This window comes from Streptomyces sp. MB09-01 (assembly GCF_033794505.1).
Classification (GTDB): Bacteria; Actinomycetota; Actinomycetes; order Streptomycetales; family Streptomycetaceae; genus Streptomyces.
Genome location: NZ_JARAYQ010000020.1, coordinates 15,046 through 39,175 on the forward strand (window position 1 = coordinate 15,046; position 24,130 = coordinate 39,175).

Annotated in this window: 18 protein-coding genes and 1 other RNA gene; 10 read left to right on the plus strand and 9 right to left on the minus strand. The window is 73.0% G+C overall.

Annotation, left to right across the window (positions count from 1 at the left end):
- The first annotated feature begins 60 nt into the window (after nt 1–60).
- Nucleotides 61–1,401 (plus strand): MFS transporter, encoded by a 1,341-nt coding sequence (locus PV721_RS06835; RefSeq protein WP_416371042.1) that lies wholly within the window; start codon nt 61–63, stop codon nt 1,399–1,401.
- A gap of 101 nt (nt 1,402–1,502) precedes the next feature.
- On the opposite strand, the gene ssrA is transcribed toward PV721_RS06835, so the two are convergent.
- The 5 genes from ssrA to ftsE form a co-directional block, all read right to left on the minus strand.
- Nucleotides 1,503–1,891, minus strand: a transfer-messenger RNA (tmRNA) gene (gene ssrA / locus PV721_RS06840).
- A gap of 84 nt (nt 1,892–1,975) precedes the next feature.
- On the minus strand, nt 1,976–2,461 hold the full coding sequence (smpB, locus tag PV721_RS06845; protein WP_319721920.1) for an SsrA-binding protein SmpB: 486 nt from the start codon (nt 2,459–2,461) through the stop codon (nt 1,976–1,978).
- An 18-nt stretch (nt 2,462–2,479) separates the two neighbouring features.
- A complete protein-coding gene (locus PV721_RS06850) occupies nt 2,480–3,661 on the minus strand; it encodes a S41 family peptidase (RefSeq protein ID WP_319721921.1) in 1,182 nt (393 codons plus the stop codon).
- Between the two features lie 67 nt (nt 3,662–3,728).
- On the minus strand, nt 3,729–4,697 hold the full coding sequence (gene ftsX / locus PV721_RS06855) for a permease-like cell division protein FtsX (RefSeq protein WP_319721922.1): 969 nt from the start codon (nt 4,695–4,697) through the stop codon (nt 3,729–3,731).
- Between the two features lie 16 nt (nt 4,698–4,713).
- A complete protein-coding gene (ftsE, locus tag PV721_RS06860; protein ID WP_030011324.1) occupies nt 4,714–5,403 on the minus strand; it encodes a cell division ATP-binding protein FtsE in 690 nt (229 codons plus the stop codon).
- Between the two features lie 237 nt (nt 5,404–5,640).
- Here ftsE and PV721_RS06865 point away from each other — a divergent pair, with 237 nt between their 5' ends.
- Nucleotides 5,641–5,832, plus strand: coding sequence for a hypothetical protein (locus PV721_RS06865; protein ID WP_030662818.1), 192 nt, complete (start codon nt 5,641–5,643; stop codon nt 5,830–5,832).
- 104 nt (nt 5,833–5,936) lie between these two features.
- Here the strand turns inward: PV721_RS06865 and prfB are convergent, their stop codons facing one another.
- Complete coding sequence (gene prfB / locus PV721_RS06870) at nt 5,937–7,046, minus strand: peptide chain release factor 2 (protein WP_319721923.1); 1,110 nt, start codon at nt 7,044–7,046, stop codon at nt 5,937–5,939.
- Between the two features lie 316 nt (nt 7,047–7,362).
- Here prfB and PV721_RS06875 point away from each other — a divergent pair, with 316 nt between their 5' ends.
- Complete coding sequence (locus PV721_RS06875) at nt 7,363–8,364, plus strand: isopenicillin N synthase family dioxygenase (protein WP_319721924.1); 1,002 nt, start codon at nt 7,363–7,365, stop codon at nt 8,362–8,364.
- Nucleotides 8,365–8,498: 134 nt separating this feature from the next.
- On the opposite strand, the gene PV721_RS06880 is transcribed toward PV721_RS06875, so the two are convergent.
- Together PV721_RS06880 and PV721_RS06885 are read right to left on the minus strand one after the other, a co-directional pair.
- Nucleotides 8,499–9,746 carry a serine/threonine-protein kinase gene (locus PV721_RS06880; protein ID WP_319721925.1) on the minus strand — a complete coding sequence of 416 codons (1,248 nt, stop codon included), beginning with the start codon at nt 9,744–9,746 and terminating at the stop codon, nt 8,499–8,501.
- Nucleotides 9,747–9,905: 159 nt separating this feature from the next.
- Nucleotides 9,906–11,684 (minus strand): serine/threonine-protein kinase, encoded by a 1,779-nt coding sequence (locus PV721_RS06885; RefSeq protein ID WP_319721926.1) that lies wholly within the window; start codon nt 11,682–11,684, stop codon nt 9,906–9,908.
- Nucleotides 11,685–12,143: 459 nt separating this feature from the next.
- Between PV721_RS06885 and PV721_RS06890 the strand changes: the two genes are divergently transcribed.
- The 5 genes from PV721_RS06890 to PV721_RS06910 all read left to right on the plus strand — a co-directional run bounded on the left by PV721_RS06890 (nt 12,144) and on the right by PV721_RS06910 (nt 21,422).
- Nucleotides 12,144–15,254 carry an FHA domain-containing protein gene (locus PV721_RS06890; RefSeq protein ID WP_319721927.1) on the plus strand — a complete coding sequence of 1,037 codons (3,111 nt, stop codon included), beginning with the start codon at nt 12,144–12,146 and terminating at the stop codon, nt 15,252–15,254.
- Between the two features lie 97 nt (nt 15,255–15,351).
- Nucleotides 15,352–16,713 (plus strand): ABC transporter substrate-binding protein, encoded by a 1,362-nt coding sequence (locus tag PV721_RS06895; protein WP_319721928.1) that lies wholly within the window; start codon nt 15,352–15,354, stop codon nt 16,711–16,713.
- A 4-nt stretch (nt 16,714–16,717) separates the two neighbouring features.
- Complete coding sequence (locus tag PV721_RS06900) at nt 16,718–18,040, plus strand: sugar ABC transporter permease (protein WP_319721929.1); 1,323 nt, start codon at nt 16,718–16,720, stop codon at nt 18,038–18,040.
- Nucleotides 18,037–19,014 carry a carbohydrate ABC transporter permease gene (locus tag PV721_RS06905; protein ID WP_319721930.1) on the plus strand — a complete coding sequence of 326 codons (978 nt, stop codon included), beginning with the start codon at nt 18,037–18,039 and terminating at the stop codon, nt 19,012–19,014. The genes PV721_RS06900 and PV721_RS06905 overlap by 4 nt, the downstream gene beginning before the upstream one ends.
- 134 nt (nt 19,015–19,148) lie before the next feature.
- Nucleotides 19,149–21,422 carry a bifunctional glycosyltransferase family 2 protein/CDP-glycerol:glycerophosphate glycerophosphotransferase gene (locus tag PV721_RS06910; RefSeq protein ID WP_319721931.1) on the plus strand — a complete coding sequence of 758 codons (2,274 nt, stop codon included), beginning with the start codon at nt 19,149–19,151 and terminating at the stop codon, nt 21,420–21,422.
- Nucleotides 21,423–21,616: 194 nt separating this feature from the next.
- Here PV721_RS06910 and PV721_RS06915 read toward each other — a convergent pair whose 3' ends face one another.
- Nucleotides 21,617–22,231: a TetR/AcrR family transcriptional regulator gene (locus PV721_RS06915; RefSeq protein WP_319721932.1), complete on the minus strand. Its 615-nt coding sequence runs from the start codon at nt 22,229–22,231 to the stop codon at nt 21,617–21,619.
- Between the two features lie 134 nt (nt 22,232–22,365).
- Between PV721_RS06915 and PV721_RS06920 the strand changes: the two genes are divergently transcribed.
- Both PV721_RS06920 and PV721_RS06925 read left to right on the plus strand, forming a co-directional pair.
- On the plus strand, nt 22,366–23,274 hold the full coding sequence (locus tag PV721_RS06920) for an ABC transporter permease (RefSeq protein ID WP_319721933.1): 909 nt from the start codon (nt 22,366–22,368) through the stop codon (nt 23,272–23,274).
- The gene (locus tag PV721_RS06925; protein ID WP_319721934.1) at nt 23,267–24,052 is read left to right on the plus strand and encodes an ABC transporter ATP-binding protein; all 786 of its coding nucleotides are present in this window, start codon (nt 23,267–23,269) and stop codon (nt 24,050–24,052) included. The genes PV721_RS06920 and PV721_RS06925 overlap by 8 nt, the downstream gene beginning before the upstream one ends.
- Nucleotides 24,053–24,130 lie beyond the last annotated feature (78 nt).

A 24,130-nucleotide genomic window follows, 5' to 3' on the forward strand; every position in this document is an offset into this window, starting at 1 on the left:
GGTGAATGCGCTCCGAACAGGTGTTGGACCGGGACGGGGGCTTGGCCCGAGGCTCTTCCCATGCCCGCCACCACCACGACCGCCGCCCGCACGGCCGCCTCCCGCACCGCCGGCACCCCGCGCATGACCGTCACCGGCAGCACCCTCGTCATCGCCGGGCCGCCCGCCGGTGCCTCCCGGCCGCCCCGCACGCCCCAGGGCCCCTACCGCCGCCTGTTCGCCCGGCCCGGCACCCGCGGATTCACCGCCGGGAACCTCCTCGCCCGGCTCCCCATGGGCATGTTCGGGGTCAGCGCGGTCATGATGATCGCCGGACAGCGCGGCTCGTACGCCCTCGCCGGCGCGGTCACGGCGACCGGCCTGGCCGCCACCGCGCTGGTCGCGCCCTGGACCGCCCGGCTGGTCGACCGCCACGGCCAGGCCCGGATCGCCGTACCGGCCACCCTGATCGCGGTCCTCGGCTCGCTCTCCCTGATCGCGTGCGTCCGTACCGGGGCCCCCGCCTGGACCCTCTTCGCCTCGTACGCCGCGACCGCCACCACCCCCAACATCGGCGGCATGTCCCGCGCCCGCTGGACGCACCTGCTGCGCGACTCCCCCGCCGCGCACCACACGGCGATGTCCTTCGAACAGGCCGCCGACGAGCTGTGCTTCATGCTCGGACCGGTCCTGGCGGCCTTTCTCTGCAGCGCCGTCTTCCCCGAGGCGGGCACCCTCACCGGCGCGGCCCTGCTGCTCACGGGCATGCTGGTCTTCACCTCCTGCCGCGCCACGCAGCCCCCGGTGGCCGCGGCGCCCCGGAAGGGCTCACCGCTGCGCGCCCTCGGCCCGCTGCTGCCCCTCTTCCTCGTCACCGGCGTGGTCTTCGGCTCGATGGAGATCACCTCGATCGCCCACCTCGACGCCCGGGGCCTCGGCGCCTCCTCCGGTCTGATCCTGGCCCTGCAGGCCGCGGGATCGTGCGCGGCGGGCCTGCTCTACGGCACCCTGCGCCCCCGCTCGCTGAAGGCCTGCGTGGGCGCCCTGGCCGTCCTCATGGCCCTCCCCTGGGCCGCCGCGGCCACCGGCTCCCTGCCCGCCCTCGGCTGCGCCCTCCTCCTGGCCGGCATGGCCACGGCCCCGACGATGGTCACGGCGATGTCCCAGGTCCACGCCCTCACCCCCGAGGGGCGCCTCAACGAGGGCATGACGCTCGCGGTCACCGCCATCTTCGCCGGCATCGCGGCCGGCTCGGCCGGCTCCGGCCTCGCGGTGGAGAGCGTGGGCCCGACCGCCGCCTACGCGGTACCGGCCGCGGCCGCGCTGCTCGCGCTGGCGACCACGGTGCCGGGACGATCCGCGCGGCGGGCGAGTGATCGTTCCCGCGTGGTGCGCACGGCCGCCGCTCGGGATCCGCGATGACTGGGGGCGCCTTCCCCAACGCCGTCCTGCTGACAGCAGCCCGCACGACATGACGAAGGCCCCGCAGCCGAGAGGCTGCGGGGCCTTTGCCCACATGGGATGAGTGGAGATGGCGGGAATCGAACCCGCGTCCAACGGTGCAGAAGCAGGGCTTCTCCGAGCGCAGTCCGCTGCGCTTTTCTCGGCCCCGGAGATCACACGGACAAGTCTCCGACGGGCTCAGTCACTGTTTGATTTCCCTCCAACCCCCGTGACCGGGGCTAGAGGTTTAGATCCCTAATTGACGCCAGGATCCGGACCGGGACCACTTCCGGGCTGACGCTCCTCACAGAGGCTTCAGCTCACTGTTATTAGGCAGCGAGGGTGAAGCGGGAGTTATCGCTCTTGGAGTTGGCGATTATTGTTTGCGACATGTGGTTAGCGAGATCATTGCCGCTTCCTCGGCTCGCTTCCCCTGCATCGACATCCGCTGTCGAAACCGATCATCCCCATGTTTTTTTAACAAGCTGCTCCCACCGCGAGCGGCGGGTGCTGACGCCATCGTACGCGAAGTGGACCACCGCGTGCCAGGAGGTTAAACCGTGCCCCGCTGCCTGCGGCGGATGGCCGAGATCGTCCGGTTCGTCTCACGGGTGTCCTGCTTCTCCCGCATGGTCTGACGCTTGTCGTACTCCTTCTTGCCCTTCGCCAGCGCGATCTCGACCTTGGCGCGGCCGTCCTTGAAGTACAGCGAGAGGGGCACGATCGTGTGACCCGTCTCCTCCGACTTGCGCTCCAGCTTGTCGATCTCCTCCCGGTGCATGAGGAGCTTCCGCTTGCGCCGGGCGCTGTGGTTGGTCCAGGTGCCCTGGCTGTACTCCGGCACGTGCACGTTGTAGAGCCACGCCTCGCGGCCCTCCACCGACACGAAGCCGTCCACCAGCGAGGCCCGGCCCTGGCGCATGGACTTGACCTCGGTCCCCGTGAGCACGAGTCCGCACTCGTAGGTGTCGAGGATCGTGTAGTCGTGCCGCGCCTTCTTGTTCTGGGCGATCAGCTTGCGCCCTTTTTCCTTAGCCATAGTGCGGTCATTTTCGCACTACGGACCCACCCCGAGGCCACCCAATACCGTGACGGCCCGTTCTTCGGCCCGCTCGCCCGCCGGCACGTCCGGGGTGATGCCGACACCGTCCAGGCTGCGGCCCGCCGGAGTGCGGTACGTGCCCACCGTCAGCTCGGCCACCGAACCGTCCGGGAGCTCGGTCGGCATCTGCACCGAGCCCTTGCCGAAGGTGCGGCTGCCCACCGCCACCGCCCGGCCCCGGTCCTGGAGGGCGCCCGTCACCAGCTCGGCCGCGCTCATCGTGCCGCCGTCGACGAGGGCCACCAGCGGCCGGGCGGTGTCCCCGCCCGGGGCCGCGTACAGGACCCGCTGGTCCCCCCGCACGTCGTACGTCGCGACGAGCCCGCCGTCCAGGAAGGCGGAGGCGGCGGTGACCGCCTCGGTGACCAGCCCGCCCGGATTGCCGCGCAGGTCGAGCATGACGCCGGCGCCGGCCGGGGCGGCGCGGACGGCGGCCTTGACCCGCTCGCCGGATCCGCGGGTGAAGGAGGTGACCTTGATGACGGTGACGCCGTCCGGGCGCTGCCGTACGGTCACGGGCTCGGTGCGCAGCTGCTCGCGGCGGACGGTCTCGGTGAGGTCGGCGCCGTCCCGGCTCAGGTTCAGCACGACGGGGGTGCCGGCCGTGCCGCGCAGCAGGGCGACCACGTCGGTGACGGCCAGGCCGGTCACGGCGTGCCCGTCGACGCTCAGCAGCCGGTCCCCGGCGCGCAGCCCGGCCCGGGCGGCGGGGCTGCCCGGCTGGACCTTGTCGACCTTGATCGCGCCGTCGTGGGCGCGTTCCGCCCAGACCCCGACGCCGGTCCAGTGGCCGTCGAGGCCCTCGGTGAAGGCGGCGTACTCGCCCTGGTCGTAGACGGTGCCCCAGCGGTCGCCGCTGCGGCTGACCACGTCCTGGGCGGCCTTCTTGCCGGACTTCCCCTCGGCGACGGCCTCGGCGGCGGCGCGGGCGACCGCGTCGCGGTCGGCGGTGCCGGCGGCCCGGGGGGCGCCGGACGCGGGGAGGTCCGTACGGATCTGGGCGGCCGCGGCGCCGTCCTCGCGGTCCCAGCATCCGGTTAAGGCGCCGGTGGCGACGGCGGCGAGGAAGGCCAACGTCAAAACGGCCCCGCGACGCAGGTCGCGGGGCCGGAGACAGAAGGCGGGCAGACCCGGCATGGCGCCGAGTCTAGGACAAGCCCCGCTCCGGTACGGATGGTTGGCCGGACCGCTCGCGGGGCGCTTGTCACACCTTCAGGTACTTGCGCAGGGCGATGAAGGCGGCCAAGGAGGGCATCAGGAGGCCGATGAAGAGCACGTACGGGAGCTTGGCCAGCACCGATCCCCAGCCCATGAAGTCGATCAGCTGGATCTTGTCGCGCAGCCCGACACCGTGGTCGATCACGAAGTACTGGCCGGAGACGAGCATGGCGCAGGCGAAGAGCGCGCCGATGAGCCCGGCGAAGGCGGCCTCCATGATGAAGGGCACCTGGATGTAGAAGCTGGAGGCGCCCACGAGCCGCATGATCCCCGTTTCCCGCCTGCGGCTGAACGCCGAGACGCGCACGGTGTTGACGATCAGCAGCAGCGCCACGATCAGCATGATCAACATGATGCCGAGGGCGGCGTAGTTGAGGTAGTTGAGGATCCGGAAGAGGTCGTCGATCGCCTGGCGCTGGTCGTCGACGGTGTGGATGCCGTCGCGGCCCGCGAAGGCGGAGGTGACCACCTTGTACTTCTCCGGGTTCTTGAGCTTGACCCGGAAGGACTCCTGCATCTGGTCGGGCGTGATGGAGGAGGCCAGCGCGGTGTGGCCGTACTGCTCCTGGTAGTGCTTGTACGCCTCGTCCGCGGACTCGTAGGCCACGGACTTGACCAGGGACATCTGCTTGAGCTCGGACTCGATCTGCTTCTTCTGCTCGTCGGTCACGGCGCCCTTGCGGCAGGTGGCGACGCCGCCGGCGCCGCCCCCCGAGCCGTCCGGCTTGGCGGCGGCCTCGCCGGCCTCCTGGGCGTCCTGCTTGTTGCAGAGGTAGATCGAGACGTTGGCCTTGTCGTACCAGAAGCCCTTCATCCTGCTGACCTGCTCGCTCATGAGCAGGGAGCCGCCGAACAGGGCCAGGGACAGGGCCACGGAGATGATGACCGCGAAGGTCATGGTGAGATTGCGGCGGAGACCGACGCCGATCTCCGACATGACGAACTGGGCGCGCATGACTCTCAAGGGCCTTTCAGTGCTGGTAGCCGTAGACGCCGCGCGACTGGTCGCGTACGAGTCGGCCCTGTTCGAGTTCGATGACGCGCTTGCGCATCTGGTCCACGATCTGCTGGTCGTGCGTGGCCATGATCACGGTGGTGCCGGTCCGGTTGATCCGGTCCAGCAGCTTCATGATCCCGACGGAGGTCTGCGGGTCGAGGTTGCCGGTGGGCTCGTCCGCGATCAGCAGGGCGGGGCGGTTGACGAAGGCGCGGGCGATGGCCACGCGCTGCTGCTCACCGCCGGAGAGTTCGCCGGGCATGCGCTCTTCCTTGCCGCCCAGGCCGACCAGTTCGAGGACCTGGGGGACGGCCTTGCGGATCTCGCCCCTCGGCTTGCCGATGACCTCTTGGGCGAAGGCCACGTTCTCGGCCACCGTCTTGTTGGGCAGCAGGCGGAAGTCCTGGAAGACGGTCCCCAACTGGCGCCGCATCTGCGGAACCTTCCAGTTGGAGAGCTTGGCGAGGTCCTTGCCCAGGACGTGCACCTGGCCGTGGCTCGCCCGCTCCTCGCGCAGGATGAGCCGCAGGAAGGTGGACTTGCCGGAGCCGGAGGAGCCGACGAGGAAGACGAACTCGCCCTTCGCGATGTCGAGGGAGACTTCTCTGAGTGCAGGACGGCTCTGCTTCGGGTAGGACTTGGAGACGCTGTCGAATCGGATCACGGGTGCACCACGGTCGCCGGGAGTAGGTGTGCGTGACCATACGCGAACGGGCGCGGGGTGTGGACCCGGCATCCGGACTTGCCCCTTTTATCCGGGGTGCGGACCGCCCCGGATCGTGATTGCCCGGACGGGCCGCGCCGAATGTCGGCGAAGCTGGCACAGTGGTAGGGGGAACGGACCGGTTCCCCACGCCGTTATAGGCAACAGACGACACCGAGGGGACGAGAGGAGGAGCGCATGACATATGACCGGCTCGTGTGCGCGAACTGCGCCGCACCCGTCAGCCAGGGCCGCTGCCCGGTGTGCCGGGCGAACCGGGAGCGCCTCCAGCAGGAGGGCCCCTTCTCCGGCCTGAACCCCGTGGCTCTCATCGTGCTCATGGTGGTCCTCGTGGCAGCTCTGGTGCTGGTGGCCCAGCAGACCGCCTAGCCGCGGTGCCCGCGGCCTCCGCGCCGCGTACCGATCGCCACACAGCACGAGGGCCCGGACATCGTCGATGTCCGGGCCCTCGTGCGCGTCCGTCGGGTCGCTCGCTACGCGGTCTGCTCCTGCTGCTTGCGCCAGCGGATCCCGGCCTCCAGGAAGCCGTCGATCTCGCCGTCGAGCACCGCCTGCGGGTTGCCGACCTCGAACTCCGTCCGCAGGTCCTTGACCATCTGGTACGGGTGCAGGACGTAGGAGCGCATCTGGTTGCCCCAGGAGCTGCCGCCGTCCTTGAGGGCGTCCATCTTGTCCTTCTCCTCCTGGCGGCGCCGCTCGAGCAGCTTGGCCTGGAGGACGTTCATGGCGCTGGCCTTGTTCTGGATCTGCGAGCGCTCGTTCTGGCAGGAGACCACGATGCCGGTCGGGATGTGCGTGATGCGCACCGCCGAGTCGGTGGTGTTGACGCCCTGGCCGCCGGGGCCGGAGGCGCGGTACACGTCGACGCGCAGCTCGGTCTCGTCGATCTCCACGTGGTCGCTGGTCTCGACGACCGGGAGCACCTCGACGCCCGCGAAGGAGGTCTGGCGGCGGCCCTGGTTGTCGAAGGGCGAGATCCGGACGAGGCGGTGGGTGCCCTGCTCGACGGAGAGGGTGCCGTAGGCGTACGGGGCCTTGACGACGAAGGTGGTCGACTTGATGCCGGCCTCTTCCGCGTACGAGGTCTCGTAGATCTCGGTGGAGTAGCCGTGCCGCTCGGCCCAGCGCAGGTACATGCGCTGGAGGCGCTCGGCGAAGTCGGAGGCGTCGACGCCGCCGGCCTCGGCACGGATGTTGACCAGGGCCTCGCGCTCGGCGTACTCGCCGGAGAGCAGGGTCCGGACCTCCATCTCGTCCAGCGCCTTACGCACGGAGACCAGCTCCGCCTCGGCCTCGGCCAGGGTTTCCGCGTCGTCCATCTCCTGGGCGAGGTCGAACAGCACCGCGAGGTCGTCGATGCGCCCGCGCAGGGCCTCGGTCTTGCGGACCTCGGCCTGGAGGTGCGAAAGCTTGCTCGTGATCTTCTGGGCGGCCTCCGGGTCGTCCCACAGGGACGGCGCAGCGGCCTGCTCCTCGAGCACGGCGATATCTGCCCTCAGCTTGTCGAGGTCCAGGACGGCCTCGATCGACCCCATGGTCGAGGAGAGGGACTTCAGCTCTTCGGAAACATCGACGACTGCCACGGGTCCAGCGTAGCCGGTCCCCGGACAGTGCCGTCCGGGCAGGCCGGATCGCCCGTACTGATGACGGCTCGTACGGGCGTACGCTCACGGTATGACCGTTCTCCTCGTCAAGCGCCGCCATGTCGACCACATGCGTGTCACGACGACGAGCTGTCTGCCGCCGGACCGTACCCAAGCCTGATCCACCCCGATCCGACTTGGTCCTGTACGCGGCTCACGCGGTCCCGGCACCACCTCTGTCGGCGACCCACCTCCACCCGCGGCCCCCGCCACCTCTGGGGAACAGGACCCCGTGACATCCCGAAACGGAGCCGTCATGCCGTCCGCGCACACTCTCCCCGTCCTGGACCTCTCCCAGGCCGACGACCCGGCCCAGCGGGCCGGCTTCCTGAAGCAGCTGCACGCAGCGGCCAGGGACACCGGTTTCCTGCACCTGACCGGGCACGGCGTCACCGACGCCGAGAGCGCCCGCATCCTCGAGTTGACCAGGGCTTTCTTCGCCCTGCCGGAGGCCGACCGGCTCGCCGTGAGCAATCTGAACTCCCCGCACTTCCGCGGCTACACCCGGATCGGCCACGAGCTGACCGGCGGGGCCTCCGACTGGCGGGACCAGCTGGACGTGGGCGCGGAGCGCCCGGCGCCGGAGGTGGGGCCGGACGACCCGGCGTACCTGTGGCTGGAGGGCCCGAACCAGTGGCCCGCCGCGCTCCCGGAGCTCCGTACGGTGGTCCTGGACTGGCAGTCCCGCCTCGCGGCGGTGGCCCACCGGCTGCTCCAGGAGCTCCTCACCTCGATCGGCGCCCCGGCGGACTTCTTCGACGAGGCCTTCGCGGACCGCCCGCACCTGCACACGAAGCTGATCCGCTACCCCGGATCCGCCCCGTCCGGCGCGGACCAGGGGGTCGGCGCGCACAAGGACTACGGCTTCCTGACCCTGCTCCTGCAGGACTCGGTGGGAGGCCTGCAGGTCGTGCGCGACGGCGGCTACCTCGACGTCCCGCCGCTGCCGGGGGCGTTCGTGGTCAATCTGGGCGAGCTGCTGGAGATCGCGACGGAGGGCTACCTGACGGCGACGGACCACCGGGTGGTGAGCCCGCCGGGGGCGGTGGAGCGGTATTCGGTGCCGTTCTTCTACAACCCGCGGCTGGACGCGGTCGTGGAGACCGTCCCGGGCGACTACCTGGCGTCGGCCCCCGGGGTCGCCCACGACGCGTCGAACCCGCTGCACGCCGAGTACGGGCGCAACGAGCTGAAGGGCTGGGTCCGCGCCCACCCGGCCGTGGCGCGGCGCTGGCACCCGGAACTGGTCGCTGCGTAGCCGGGGGCCGCCTCCCTGCGCCGCGGCGCAGGGAGCGCCTCTGCCAGGGCTCCTCAGACGCCGGAGGGGCTGAAACATCCAGCCTCGCCGGCGTTTTGAGGCGCGGGGTCCGGGGCGGAACCCGGGAGGCCGGGCTACGGCTTGCGGGGGACCGACTGCTTGCTGTCCTGGGGTGGGGGCTCGTCGCCGCCGGAGAAGGCCAGCCAGCCGCCCAAGGCGACGGCCGCGGCCAGCGCGACGGCCGACACGGACAGCACCAGCCGCCGCTTGCGGGCGGCCTCCGCCCGGTGCCGGGCGGAGCCCGGCCGGTGGCCGCCGGCCGGACGCGGGACCCGCGCCGTGCCCAGCGCCCCGCCCGCCAGCTCGTCCGGCCCCGGTACCCGCATCGAGGTGTGGGTGTCCCGGTTGGAGTCCGTCGCGGACCCGGGGACGAGCGGGACCACGCCCCGGCGGCGGACCGGATCCGCGGCCGGCTCGTCCGAGGGCTCGGGGTCCGGATCCGCGTCGTCCGGTTCGTCCACGTCCAGCGGCGGCATCCCGGCCAGCAGCGGCAGGAGGTCCCGCAGCCGCACCGAGAGCTCCGACGCCCGCAGCCGCGAGGCCGGGGCCTTCGCCAGGCACTGCACGATCAGCTGCCACAGCTCGTCGGGGATCCCCGGCAGGGGGACGACCGTCTCCGTCACGTGCCGGCGCAGCACCGCGCCCGGGTGGCCCCCGCCGAAGGGGGTGAAGCCGGCCAGGAGCTCGTACAGGACGGTGGCCAGGGCGTATATGTCCACGGCCGCCCGCGGGGGCAGGCCCTCGACGATCTCCGGCGCCAGGTAGTCCGGCGTGCCGATGATCCGGGTGGTGGGGGCCGAGGCCCGGCCAGCCGAGGCCCGCCGTGGGGTGTCGATCAGCTTGGCCACGCCGAAGTCGGTCAGCAGCGCCGGGTGCGAGCCGCCCGGGCCGAGCGGGCCCTGCATGTCCAGCAGCACGTTCTCGGGCTTGACGTCGCGGTGGACGACCCCCGCCGCGTGCGCGGCGGCCAGGGCGTCGGCGACGTCCGCGACGATCGCCACGGCCGCCTCGGGGGCGAGCCGCCGCTCCCGGTCGAGCCGCGTGCGCAGGTCCGTACCGCGGACGAGGTCCATGACGAGGGCGAGGTCGTTGCCGTCCACGACGAGGTCACGGACGGAGACCACGTGCGGATGGTCCAGGCCGAGCAGCGCGCTGCGCTCCTGGACGAAGCGTCCGACCAGTTCCTGGTCGGACGCGAGGTCCTCGCGCAGCAGTTTGACGGCGACGGGCCCGTCAGGCCCCTCGCCCAGCCACACCGTGCCCGCGCTGCCGCGCCCCAGGATCTGGTGCGCGGTGTACCGGCTGCCGATCTTCCGTGCCACGACTGCTCCCTCAGCGGCTGGCGTACGCACCAAAGCTACGCGGCCGGGTGGGCGTTGGAGGCCAGCAGGGGCCCGGATTCGCGGCGACCTTCACTTCTGCGGGCGAAATCATCCCTCAGAAGTCGACAAATCTACGAAGTCGGCGCCACCGGGGTCCGCTCAGGGCTGGGCGGAGCCCGCGGAGTCCCCGATGGCACTGACCCAGTCGACGACGCCGGTGCCCCAGCTCCACAGCTGGTCCCACCAGCCCAGGCCGGTGCCGACCCATTCCTGGAGTCCGCTGAACTCCCAGATGAGCCAGCCCGCCACGAAGAACAGCAGGATCAGGACCAGGCAGCCCTTGAGGCAGCCGAGGCCGGGGATCCGCACCGGGTTGGCGCTGCGGCGGCGCGGCTCGCGGGGCTCGCGGGGGGCCGGCTGCCGGGGCGGCGGACTCTGCGGGGGCTGCTGCTGAGGCGGCGGCTGCGGCTGGCGGTACTGCGGCTGCTGCTGAGGCTGCTGGTACTGCTGAGGCTGGCGCTGCTGCTGCGGCTGGTAGTGCTGCGGCGGCGGAGGCGGCGCGTACTGCTGCTGAGGCGGCTGCTGCGGCTGGCGGTACTGGGGCTGCTGCGGCTGCTGGTACTGCTGGGGCGGCGGGCCCTGCCGGTAGGGCTGCTGCTGGGGCTGCTGTTGCTGCGGCCGGTGCTGGGGCGGAGGGGGCGCCTGCCGCTGCGGGCGGCGCCGCAGCGGGTCCTCGTTCGGGTCCAGGTACTGGATCTGCGTCTGCTCGTTGCGGTCGCGGGCGGCCTGCATCTGCGACTGCCACGGGTGCGGCTGGTCCGGCCGCTGCACGGGGGGCATCACGGAGGTCGGGTCCGCACCGGGAGCCCCGGTGCTCGGCAGCACCGAGGTGGCGTCGGCCGCGCCGACCGGCGGCATGACGCTGGTCATGGCGTTCGGGTCGTAGGCCCCGGCGGGCGAACCGGCGCCGGAGGGCAGCACCTGGGTGGGGTCGGCGGCGCCCGGGGTCGCGGGGACCGGCGCCGGCGAGGGGTCGGGCGCGAGCAGCGCGCCCACGCCGAGCGCGGCCTCCACCTCGGCGGCCGAGGAGTGGACGCCGATGCCGGCGGCGACCACGCGCAGCGCGCGGGCCAGGCTCACCGCGCTGGGCCGCTCGTCCGGCTCCTTGCGCAGGCAGCGCTCGACGACCGTCCACAGCGGTTCGGGCACGGTCGAGGGGCGCTGCGGGTCCTCGCTGAGGTGCCGGTGGAGCACTTCGAGCGCCGTGCCGCCGGCGAACGGCGGCCGACCGGTGAGCAGCTCGTAGAGGAGGATGCCGGCGCCGTAGATGTCGACGGCGGAGGTCTGCGGGCGGCCCTCGGCGGACTCGGGCGCGACGTAGGCCGGGGTGCCGACGAACTCGTGGGTGCGGGTCAGGCCCGGGGAGTCCGCGAGGCGGGCGATGCCGAAGTCGGTGAGCATCGGCTTCATCTGGCCGCCGCGCTCGTCGAGCAGGACGTTGGCGGGCTTCAGGTCGCGGTGGACCACGCCGTCGGCATGGCTGGCGGCGAGCGCGTCCGCGATCTGGGCGGTCAGCAGGCTCGCGGCGACCGGCGTGAAGGGGCCGTTCTCGCGGAGGTACTTGTGCAGGTCCGGCCCGTCGATCAGGTCCATGACCAGGGCGAGCAGATCGCCCTCGACGACGAGGTCGCGGGTGCGCACGATGTTGGAGTGGGTCAGGCGCAGCAGCACCGAGCGCTCGCGCAGGAAGCGCATGACGATGTCGGGGTCCTGGGCCAGCTCCTCCTTGAGGACCTTGATGGCCACGGTCTCGCCGGGCTGTCCGGCGACGGCCGCCTCCGCGCCGGCGGCCTCCCTCTGGCGGGCACGCCAGACAGTGCCCGTGGCGCCGCGCCCGAGCGGCTCCTCGAGCAGGTATTTGCTGCCGACTGGCCGCACGTCTCGCGCTCCCCTGCTGTCGTCTGTTCGTGGTCGATTCGTGGTCGAGTTGTCGTCGATCCGCTGATTGGTTTTCCGGCCCACTCTAGGGGGTGTCCCCGGGGAAGACGCCGGTCGCCGGAGGTTGGTTGCCGCACATATGTACGGAGGGTGATGTTTGCGGGGTATGCCCGTGGCGTTTTTCCGCGTCTTTCCCCGGCTCGCCGTCGGTATCCGGCCGAGGTCCGCGCCCGGCCGCGACCGATCAAGATCATTTGTCGGCGGGTGCCGGGCGTGTTGTCCACGACAGGTGCGAGGATGCTCACGTACGGAACGGCACGGGACGGGAGCCCCGCCTTCCGGCAGACCTGACCGGACGACGCGTCCGTGCCGGGTGGGGGGCGATCGGGCAGCCATGTCCCGTACTTCCCCTGCCGGGCGCACACACCGCGCACCGCGCAGAAGGGACCGCTGACGGCGATGCAGATCCGGCTGACCGTCCTTGGGTCGCGCAGCGGCCACCAGACCGCGACCGCCCCCGCGAGCTGTGACGTGCTCGTCACGGCACCGGCCGGCACCGCGCTGGCCGCGGTCGCCTCCGGGCTCGCGGCGACCGTCGGCGGGCCCGACACCGGGGGCACGGTCGTGCTCTACGCCGGTTCCGAGCGCCTCGACCTCCAGCGGCGGGTGCTCGGCGAGCCGCCGCTCGTGGACGGCGCGGTACTGGCGCTGCACGGGCCCGTGCCGGACGTGCTGCCCGAGGACGGCCTCGGCGCACCCCAGCTGCACGTCGTCGCCGGACCCGACGCGGGCGGCGTGCACCTGCTGCACAGCGGCCAGATCCGGGTGGGCCGCTCCGCCGACGCCGACGTCCCGCTGGACGACCCCGACGTGTCCCGGCTGCACTGCGCGGTCACGGTGATCCGCGACGGGCGGGTCGCGGTGGCCGACCTGGACTCCACGAACGGCACCACCCTCGACGGCTCCCCCGTGGGTCCCCAGCCGGTCGCCCTGCCGCCGGGGGCACTGCTGCGGGTCGGCGAGTCCACGCTGCGGCTCGCGCCCGCGGGCGCGAACCCCCCGCTGCCGGTGACCCCGGACCAGGAGGGCCACCTCTCCGTGCCGCCCCCGGCGGGCGCCGCCGGCTGGTCGGGCCCCGCCGGTACGCCGGCCGGCGCGGCCGACACCGCGCCCTCTGCACCGCACCCCGGGACCGCGGGCCCGACGGGCACCGCCGGACCGGCGCCGGACGCCTCCGCCGGAGCCGGACGGGTCACCGGACCGCACGGACCGGCCGGCACGGCCGGACGGGCCGGTTCCCACGCAACGCCGGACGCCTCGGGCGGAGCCGGCCGGCCGGGCTCCGGCGCGGCCGGGACCGACGCGTCCCCGGGGCCGCGCCCCGGAGCCCCCGCCGGACCGCCGGGCGCCTACGGCGCCACCGGATGGTCAGGTCCCGGCGGCACAGCCGCCCCGGCCGGCCGCCGCAAGGGGCTCGGGGCCTGGGCCCGCAAGTGGGTGCGCGGCGAGGACCTCGCCGAGGCCGCACCGGAAGCGGCGTCCACCGCCGCCGCCCCCGACCCCGACGACCCGGCCGCACTGCTGCTGGCCGCCATGGGGCCCACCGAGCGCCTGTGGTCCCGTACCCCCGGGCAGCCCGGCCACGCCCGACTGCTGGAGGTGGGGCTCGGCGCCGGGAGCCGGGTGTCGCTGCCCGCCGTCGGCGCCCTCGGCATCGCCGGCCCGCGGGCCCGGCTGACCGGGGTCGCCCGCTGGGCCGTCGCACAACTGGCGGGACTGCACGCGCCCGGGCAGCTGGAGATCGTGCTCGTCTGCACCGACCGGGCACGCGGCCTCACCGAGCGGCGCCGCGACTGGGGCTGGCTCGGCTGGCTGCCCCACGTGCGGCCCGCGCACGGCCAGGACTGCCGGCTCCTCCTCGCCTACGACCGCGACCAGGCCGCCGCCCGCACCGGTGAGCTGACCCGGCGCCTGGACGACGGCCCGCTGGGCACGCACTGGGCCGCCGCCGATCCCGAGCGGGTCCGGCAGGTGGCCGACGCCTACGCGGGCCCGTACACGCTCGTCGTCATCGACGGCGATCCCGGGGCGGGGGCCCTGCGCGACATCACCGGGCGGCTCGCCTCGCACGGACCGGCCGCCGGGATCCACGTGCTCGCGCTCGCCGAGGCCCCGGCCGCCACCGCCGCCTCGCCGGTCACCGACACGTACGAGGCCGCGTGCGCGAGCAACCCCGCCTTCCGGGACTGCGGCGCCGTCGCCCTGCTCAGCGGGGACGTGGCCACGGCCGTACGGACCTTCGCGGTCAGCGGCGGCCGGCCGGTCCCGTCCGGGGGCACCGCCACCGCCGACGCCGTCTCCGCCGCCTGGGCCGAGCGCTTCGCCCGGGCGCTGGCACCCCTGCGCACCACCGACGGCTGCGCCGCCGCCCCGTACCGGCCGTCCGCGGCCACCCTGCCCACGACCGCCCGGCTGCTGGACGAGCTGGGGCTGGCCCGGGCCACCCCGGCTTCCCTGATGGCCCGCTGGGCCGCCGCCACCGACCAGGGCCAGGGCACGGGCGGTCTCGCCGAGATCGTGCTGGGCAGCGGCCGGCGCGGCCCCGTCGGCACCGAGCTGGTCCACGACGGCCCGCACCTGCTCATCGAGGGGCCCGCCGGGAGCGGGCGCACGGAGCTGCTGCGGTCGGTGGCCGCGTCGCTGTCCGCCGCCGCCCGGCCCGACCGGCTCGGGCTGGTCCTCCTCGACGGGGCCGGCGGCGAGCGCGGTGACGGGCTGCTGCCCTGCACCGAGCTCCCGCACGTCTCCGCCCACCTGGTCGCCTCCGATCCGGTGCGCATGCGGGAGTTCGCGCAGGCGCTGGGCGCGGAGCTCAAGCGGCGCGCCGAGCTGTTGGAGGGGATGCCGTTCGCCGAGTGGCACGCCCGGCGCGAGGTCTCCGACCGGCTGGTCTCGCCCCGCCAGCCCACCCCGGGCGAGCAGCGCGGCGACCTCGACCCGCAGCGCTCGGGAACGCTCCGGCTGCGCGCTTCGACGACCCGCACGGACCCGGCCGGACCGAGCCCGCTGCCCCGCCTGGTGGTGCTGGTGGACGACCTCGACGCGCTGGTCGCGCCGGGCCTCGGCAATACGGGCCGGCCCGCCGCCGGCTCGGTGGTCCGGGCGCTGGAGGCGGTGGCCCGCGAGGGCGCCCGGCTCGGCGTGCACCTGGTGGCCACCACCGCCCGCCCGGACCGCACGGCCGAGACGGGGCTGGCCCGGCTGACCACCCTGCGCGTGGAGCTCGACGCCCCCGACCAGCCGGGCCCCGGCCGCGGCCTGCTCCGGCACGCGGACGGGCGCACGATCCCCTTCCAGGCCGGCCGGGTCACCGGCCGGATCCCGCGGACGGCGACCCTGAGGCCGACTGTCGTCCCGGTGGAGTGGGAGCGGATGGGTGATCCTCCGGCCCGCCGTCCGGTGCGCGAACTGGGCAACGGGCCGACCGACCTCGCACTGCTGGCCAGTGCCCTGGACCGGGCCTCGCACCTGGTCTCGGCGATACCCGTGCTGTTCCCCACGGCTCTCTGAGCCCGGAGCGCGCCCCCGCGAGGCGGTATTGCGGGGGCGCGCGGGTCGGCGTAGACCTTGTGGTCCGGGACACACCACGGGCATCGGGGGCAGAACCATGCGCAGGCACGGAACGAGCCGTACGGCACTCACCTGGACGGCGCTCGCCGCGGCGGGCGCGCTCGCGCTCAGCGCGTGCGGCGGTGGCGCGGACGAGAAGGCGGACCCGCCGAAGGCCGCGGGACCGACCGGGCCGCAGGTGGAGTTACCGAAGCTCGACGGGGAGAAGCTGGAGGTCGCCGCCGTCTGGACGGGCCCCGAGCAGGCGAACTTCACCAAGGTCCTGAAGGAGTTCGAGAAGCGGACGGGGGCCACCGTGACCTTCGTCCCGGCCCAGGACCCGATCGTCACCTTCCTCGGTTCGAAGATCGCGGGCGGCGCCCCGCCGGACGTCGCGCTGCTCCCGCAGGTCGGGGCGCTGGTCTCGGCCGTGCAGAACAAGTGGGCGCAGCCGGTGGGCCCGGAGGCCCAGGCGCAGCTGGACAAGAACTACTCGGCGGGCTGGAAGGCGCTCGGCGCGGTCGGCGGCACCCAGTACGGCGTGTACTACAAGGCCGCCAACAAGTCGCTGATCTGGTACAACGCGAAGGCCTTCGAGGCGGCGGGGGTCAAGCCCCCGGCGACCTGGAAGGAGCTGATCACGGCGGCGGACACGCTGTCCGCCTCCGGTACGCCGGCCGTCTCGGTGGCGGGCGCGGACGGCTGGACCCTCACCGACTGGTTCGAGAACGTCTACCTCTCCCAGGCGGGTCCGGAGAAGTACGACCAGCTGGCCAAGCACCAGATCAAGTGGACGGACGACAGCGTCAAGCAGGCGCTGACCACGCTCGGCGAACTGTTCGGGCGCAAGGACTTCCTGGCGGGCGGGCCGAGCGGGGCACTCGCGACGGAGTTCCCGAAGTCGGTGACGCAGACGTTCACCGGCGGCGACCGGCCGGCGGCGGCGATGGTCTTCGAGGGCGACTTCGTGGCGGTGAACATCGCGCAGACCGAGGCGAAGGTGGGCGAGGACGCCCTCGTCTTCCCCTTCCCGGCGGTCGGGGGGAAGGCGCCGGTGGTCTCGGGCGGTGACGTGGCGGTCGCGCTGAAGCCGTCGAAGGGCGCGCAGGCGCTGCTGACCTTCCTGGCCTCGCCGGACGCGGCGGAGATCCAGGCCCGTGAGGGCGGTTTCGTCTCCCCGAACAAGGCGGTGGACCCGGCCGCCTATCCGAACGACATCCAGCGGAACATCGCCAAGGCGCTGATCGCGGCGGGCGACGACTTCCGCTTCGACATGTCGGACCAGGCCCCGGCGGCCTTCGGCGGGACCCCGGGCGCGGGCGAGTGGAAGGCGCTCCAGGACTTCCTGGCGAACCCGTCGGACGTGGCGGGCGCGCAGGCGAAACTGGAGGCGGACGCGGCCAAGGCCTACGGGAACTGATCCCGTGAAGGCCTCGGTCAAGGCCTCCCGCGGGCTCTCCGCGGAGGCCAGGCGCCGCCGGCTGGTCGCGGCGGCGTTCCTCCTTCCGGCGCTCGTGCTGCTCGGCGCGCTCGTCGTGCACCCGATCGGCTACTCGGTCTACCGCAGCTTCTTCGACCGGTCGGGCGGCGTCTTCGTCGGCGGCGACAACTACCGGGAGATCCTGAGCGACGACACCATCCGCACCGCGCTGAAGAACACGGCGCTGTGGGTGGTGCTCGCCCCGACCACGGCCACCGCCCTCGGTCTGATCTTCGCGGTGCTCACCGAGCGGGTGCGCTGGGGCACCGCGTTCAAGCTGCTGGTGTTCATGCCGATGGCGATCTCGATGCTGGCGGCGGGCATCATCTTCCGGCTCGTCTACGACCACGATCCCGACCGGGGCGTCGCCAACGCGGTCTGGGTCGGGGTCCACGACACCTTCGCGGAGTCCTCGGCCTTCCCCAAGGCCCGCCCGGGCCGGGACTCGCCGCTCGCGGACGCCGGCGGGGGCGCCTTCGTCACCCGTGACCCCGTCCGCGCGGGCACCCCGGTGCTGCTGCCGCTGGTCGGCGTGGCCGCGGAGTCCCTGCCGGAGGGCACGCGGACGGCCAGGGCGGCCGGTGCCGAGCCGGGGAAGGTCACCGGGACGGCCTGGCAGGACTTCACCCGCGGCGGCGGCGGCCGTACGAACGCGGTCGACCCGACCGAGCCGGCGTTCGCCGGGATGCGGATCGAGGCGGTCAAGGACGGCCGGGTGGTCGACACGGCCACGGCCCGCGCCGACGGCACCTTCACCCTGTCCGCGAAGGCCGACGGGGCGCAGCTGCGGCTGCCCGCCGCCAACTTCCGGGAGGCGTACGCCGGGGTGCAGTGGCTCGGGCCGGCCCTGGTCACCCCGGCGGTCATCGGGGCGTACGTATGGATGTGGGCCGGTTTCGCGATGGTGCTGATCGGGGCCGGGCTGGCCGCAGTACCGCGCGAGCTGCTGGAGGCGGCGCGGGTGGACGGGGCGAACGAGTGGCAGGTGTTCCGCCGGATCACCGTCCCGCTGCTGGCGCCCGTCCTGGCGGTCGTGCTCGTCACCCTCGTCATCAACGTCATGAAGATCTTCGACCTGGTCTTCGTGATCGCGCCGGGCGCGGTCCAGGACGACGCGAACGTGCTCGCCCTGCAGCTGTACCGGACATCCTTCGGGACCGACGCCGATCCGGGCCTGGGCAGTGCCATCGCCGTGCTGCTGCTGGTGCTGGTGATCCCGGTGATGCTCGTGAACATACGCAGGCTCCGTAAGGAGGGATCCCGATGAGCCCTTCCGGCGCGACGCCGGACCCGGCGGCCGGCAACCGGGCAGCAAGCACCCGGGCAGCAGGACCGCGCACGTCCGCCGGGCAGGCGGCGGCCGTACCCGCGGCGGCCGGGTCCGCACGGACCGGGCGCACCGCGGGCGCCCTGGCCGCGCGGGCCGCGGGCGGGGCGCTCCGGGTGTTCCTGGTCCTGGCCGCGCTCTTCTGGCTGCTGCCCACCCTCGGGCTGCTCATCTCCTCCTTCGTCTCCCCCACCGACCTCAACAAGGGCGGCTGGTGGCAGGTGCTGACGGCGCCCGCGCGGCTGACCGCCGGCAACTACGAACGGCTGCTGGCCAACGACACCATCACCGGGTCCCTCCTGAACACGGTCGCGATCGCCGTCCCGGCCACCCTGCTCGTCCTGCTGCTGGGCGCGTTCGCCGGATACGCCTTCGCCTGGCTGGAGTTCCCCGGCCGGGACTGGCTCTTCCTGGTCGTCGTCGGGCTGCTCGTGGTGCCCGTGCAGGTGGCGCTGATCCCGGTCTCCGAACTCTTCGGCTCCATCGGACTGTTCGAGACCACGGCGGGAGTGGTCCTCTTCCACACCGCCTTCGGACTGCCCTTCGCCGTGTTCCTGCTGCGGAACTTCTTCGCGGAGATCCCGCGCGAGCTGCTGGAGGCGGCCCGCCTCGACGGGGCGGGTGAACTGCGGCTGTTCGCACGGGTGGTGCTGCCGCTCGGCGGGCCGGCGATCGCCTCGCTCGGCATCTTCCAGTTCCTGTGGGTGTGGAACGACATGCTCGTGGCACTTGTCTTCGCGGACTCGGCGAACCCGCCGGTGACGGTCGCGCTCCAGCAGCAGGTGCGGCAGTTCGGGAACAACATCGACGTGCTGGCGCCGGGCGCGTTCCTGTCGATGGTGGTCCCGCTCGTCGTCTTCTTCGCGTTCCAGCGGCAGTTCGTCACAGGGGTGATGGCCGGCGCGATCAAGTGATTGACGTGCGGTGTTGACGCTGCGTAACCCGATTGCCACACGCTGCGTAACCCGATCGCCACACCGGGGGTTCCTGGGGGCACCTCCCAGCGGTAGCTGGGGGAAACATGCCCGCGCCGACCCCTGGATGTGCCGTGCCCCGGTTCAGCGTCATCGTGCCCGCGTACAAGATCCAGGCCTACCTCCAGGAGAGTCTGGACTCGGTCCTGACGCAGTCGTACCCGGATCTGGAACTGATCGCGGTCGACGACGCCTCGCCCGACGCCTGCGGTTCGATCATCGACGAGTACGGGGCCCGCGACCCCCGGGTCACCGCCGTGCACCTGGCGCACAACCTGGGCCTGGGCCCGGCCCGCAACGCGGGCCTGGCCCGGGCCACCGGCGACTACCTGATCTTCCTCGACGGCGACGACACCCTCGCCCCCGGCGCCCTGCAGGCCATCACCGACCGGCTGAAGGCCACCGGCTCCCCCGACGTCCTCGTCTACGACTACGCGCGCACCTTCTGGTCGGGCGAGCTGGTGCGCAACCGCCTCGCGCACCGGCTGTCCGAGGAGGGCCCGGCCAGCTTCCGGCTCGCCGACCGCCCGGCGCTGCTGGCCATGCTGATGGTCGTGTGGAACAAGGCGTACCGCCGCGAGTACGTGGAGCGCGAGGGCCTCGAATTCCCGCCCGGCCTCTACGAGGACACCCCGTGGACCTACCCGGCGCTGCTGGCCGCGGAGTCCGTCGCCGTCCTGGACCGGGTCTGCGTCCACTACCGCCAGCGGCGCACCGGCTCGATCCTGACCACCACCAGCCGCCGCCACCTCGACATCTTCGACCAGTACGACCGGGTCTTCGGCTACCTCGCCGGCCGCCCCGAGCTGGAGCGCTGGCGCCCCACCGTGCACCGCCGGATGGCCGAGCACTTCTGCGCCCTGTACGCCGACCCCCGCCGCCTCCCGCGCACCGGCCGGGCCGAGTTCTTCAGCCGGGCCTCCGCCCTGCTGCGCCGCTACCGGGCCCCGGGCACCAGGTCCGCGCTGCCGGTGTCCCTGTCGCGGACCGACCGGGTCCGGCACACCCTGATGCGGCTGGGCACCCGGCGCACCTACCGGCTGCTGTCGGCGCTGCGATCGGCCGGGCTGGCACTGGGCCGCGCGGCCTCGGCCCTGTGGCGGGGCCTGCGCGAAACGGCCCTGCGCCTGCACTACCGGACCCAGCGCCTCCTCCCCCTGCGCCCGGAGCTGGCCGTCTTCTCCGCGTACTGGCACGGCGGCTACGCCTGCAACCCGGCGGCGATCGAGGCCAAACTGCGGGAACTGGCGCCGCGGATGCGGACGGCGTGGATCTGCGACCCGGCGCACGCCTCGACCCTGCCCCGGGAGACGACGGCGCTGCGCCCGGGCTCGGCGGCGTACTGGACGGCGCTGGCGCGGGCCGCGTACCTGGTCACGAACGTCAACTTCGACCGCGCCCTGGTCAAGCGCCCCGGCCAGATCCTGGTCCAGACCCAGCACGGCACCCCGCTCAAGCGCGTCGGCCTCGACCTCCAGGACCGCCCGGCGGCCACGCCGACGACGGACTTCGCGGGCCTGCTGCGCGGCGCCGACCAGTGGGACTACCTGCTCTCCGCGAACCGGCACTCCACCCTGGTCTGGGAGAAGGCGGTCCCCTCCTCCTACACGACCCTCGAATACGGCTACCCGCGCAACGACGTCTTCCACCGGGCGAGCCGCGCGGACGTGCTGGAACTGCGCGAACGGCTCGGCATCCCGGCGGGCTCGACGGCGATCCTGTACGCGCCCACCCACCGCGACTACCGGCGCAGCCGGCCGGAACACCTGGACTTCGAGCGGATCCTGCGCGACCTGGGCCCGCGCTTCACGATCCTCGCCCGCACGCACCTCACGTACGCGGACACCGACCGCGCCTGGGAGCCGCACCCGCGGCTGCTGGACGTCTCGTCCCACCCCTCGGTGGAGGAACTCTGCCTCGCCTCGGACGCGCTCGTCACGGACTACTCGTCCCTGATGTTCGACTACGCGGCGCTGGACCGGCCGATCGTGATCCACGCGGACGACTGGGAGGCGTACGAGGCGGCCCGGGGCACCTACTTCGACCTGCGGTCGTGTCCGCCGGGCGCGATCGCCCGGACCCAGGACGAGCTGGTGGACATCTTCACCACGGGCCACTGGCAGGGCTCGCGCTCCGCGCAACTGCGGGCGGCGTTCCGCGCGCGGTTCTGCTCGTACGACGACGGCCACGCGGCGGAGCGGGTGGTCAGGCGGGTCTTCCTGGGCCAGACGGCCCCGATCCCCGCGATCACCCCCCTGGAGGAACGCCACCCCACCCCTGCGGCCCCGACCACCACCACCCCGGCCCCGACCCAGGAACCCGCCTTGGCCCACCACCTCTGGCCGTAGCCCCCCACGCCACCACGGCCCCTTCAGCCCGCCGGCGCTTGAGGCGACCCTTCAGCCCCGCCGGCGCTTGAGGCGATCTTTCAGCCCCGCCGGCGTTTGAGGCGCGGGGTCCGGGGCGGAGCCCCGATCTTCGAGCCCCGCCGGCGCTCGAGGCGCGGGGCCCGGGCGGAGCACCCGCAGGCGGCCCGCAGGGATCAGGCGGCGCGCAGCCCCGCCACCACCGACCGCGCGAGCTCGTCCAGGTACCCGCCCGGGACGGAGTCCCGCACGACCACCTGCCGCCAGTACAGCGGCCCGATCGCCAGATCGAGCACCCGATCCGGATCAACCCCCTCCGCCAACTCGCCCCGCGCGACCGCCTCGCCCACGATCCCCGCGGCGAGCCGCCGCTGCCCTTCCAGCAACGCCCCCCGCACCGCGTCCGCGATCTCCGGGTTCCGCGCCGCCTCCACCAGCAGGTCGGGGATCACCGCCGACGCCACCGGGTGCCTCAGCACGTGGGACATGACCTCCAGCAGCGCCCGTACGTCCCCGTACAGCGACCCCGTCGCCGGCACCGGCAGGCCGTCCGCCGCGAAGGCCCCCACCAGGTCCAGCACCAGGTGCAGCTTCGACTTCCACCGCCGGTACACCGCGGTCTTGCCGACGCCCGCCCGCCTCGCGATGCCCTCGATGGACATCCGCGAGAACCCGACCGCGGCCAGTTCCTCCAGTACCGCGCTGCGGATCGCCTCGGTCACGTCCTCACGCGGGACGGCGGCACCGGCGGGGGCTCTTCGGGCGGGGGCTGCGGCGGGGTCCTTGGTCATGCACAGAGCATAGCCGCCTCTCGTTACGACGATACGGTTGCGTTCCGACGTCGCGCGCCCTAACCTCGCCGTAGCGACGATACGGACCCGTCCCATCGCCAGCCGACGCCCCGACCCCGTCGAAAGCGAACCCTGTGACCACCGCGACCGCATCCAAGACCGGTACCGCGACCTCCGCGGAACTCGCCGACCTGGCCGCCGCCCACGGCCTCACCCTCAGCGGCGCCCGTCCCTCGCTCCCCCGCTACGTCGCGGAGCTCTGGGACCGCCGCCACTTCGTGGCCGCGTACGCCACGGCCCGCATGCAGGCCACCTACAGCACGGCCAAGCTCGGCCAGGTCTGGCACCTGGTGACCCCGCTGCTCAACGCGGCCGTCTACTACTTCGTCTTCGGCCTCGCGATGCAGGCCAGCAGCGGAGTGCCGGACTACCTCCCCTTCCTGATCACCGGCGTCTTCGTCTGGGAATTCATCGGCAGCTCCATCAACGCCGGCACCCGAGCCGTCCACAGCAACCTCGGCCTGGTCCGCGCCCTGCACTTCCCCCGCGCGAGCCTGCCCATCTCCACCGTCGTCCAGCTCTTCCAGCAGCTGCTCGTCACCATGGGCGCCCTCGTCATCCTGCTGCTCGCCTTCGGCCAGACGCCCGGCCCGGCCTGGCTCCTGGCCGTCCCGACGCTCCTGCTGATGGCCGTCTTCGCCGCCGGCTGCGCCATGATCATGGCGCGCATCGGCAGCAAGAGTCCGGACGTCAGCCAGCTGATGCCCTTCGTCCTGCGCACCTGGATGTACTCCTCGGGCGTCATGTGGTCCATCGAGCAGATCCACAAGACGGGCGACCTGCCGCACTGGGTGCTGACGATGCTCAAGCTCAACCCCGCGGCCGTCTACATCGACCTGATGCGCTTCGCGCTGATCGACAGCTTCGAAGCACATTCGCTCCCGCACCACGTGTGGCCGATCGCCATCGGCTGGGCCCTGCTCGCCGGCGTCGGCGGCTTCGTCTACTTCTGGAAGGCAGAGGAGGAATACGGCCGTGGCTGAGACCCAGACCGACACCCAGGTCCGGACCCCCACCGTGATCGCCGACGGGGTCCACGTCATCTACAAGGTCCACGGCGGCGGAAGCCGCAAGGGCGGCGCCACAGCGGCCCTCAGCCGGCTCTTCTCCCGCAAGCCGGCCCCCGGCGTCCGCGAGGTGCACGCCGTCAAGGGCGTCACCTTCACCGCGTACGAGGGCGAGGCCATCGGCCTCATCGGCTCCAACGGTTCGGGCAAGTCCACCCTGCTGGCCGCCATCGCCGGCCTCCAGCCGGTGGCCCGCGGCCGGATCTTCTCGCACGGCCAGCCGTCCCTGCTGGGCGTGAACGCCGCCCTGATGAACGACCTGACGGGCGAGCGCAACGTCGTGCTCGGCGGCCTCGCGATGGGCATGTCGAAGCAGCAGATCGACGAGCGCTACCAGGGCATCGTCGACTTCTCCGGCATCAACGAGAAGGGCGACTTCATCTCCCTGCCCATGCGGACGTACTCCTCCGGCATGGGCGCCCGCCTGCGGTTCTCCATCGCCGCCGCCAAGGACCACGACGTACTCATGATCGACGAGGCCCTGGCCACCGGCGACGCCGCCTTCCAACGGCGCAGCCAGGCCCGCATCGAGCAGCTCCGCGAACGGGCCGGCACGGTCTTCCTCGTCAGCCACGGCATCAACACGGTCCGCGAGACCTGCGACCGCGCCATCTGGCTGGAGTCCGGCACGCTCCGCATGGACGGCCCCTCCGCGGAGGTCTGCGACGCCTACGAGGCCTTCACCCGCCGCTAGGACCCGTCCGCGAGGTCGGGTCCCAGAGCCCGCCCGCCGCGCCGCGGGCGAGGTGCTCGGCGTGGACGCCGACCTTCC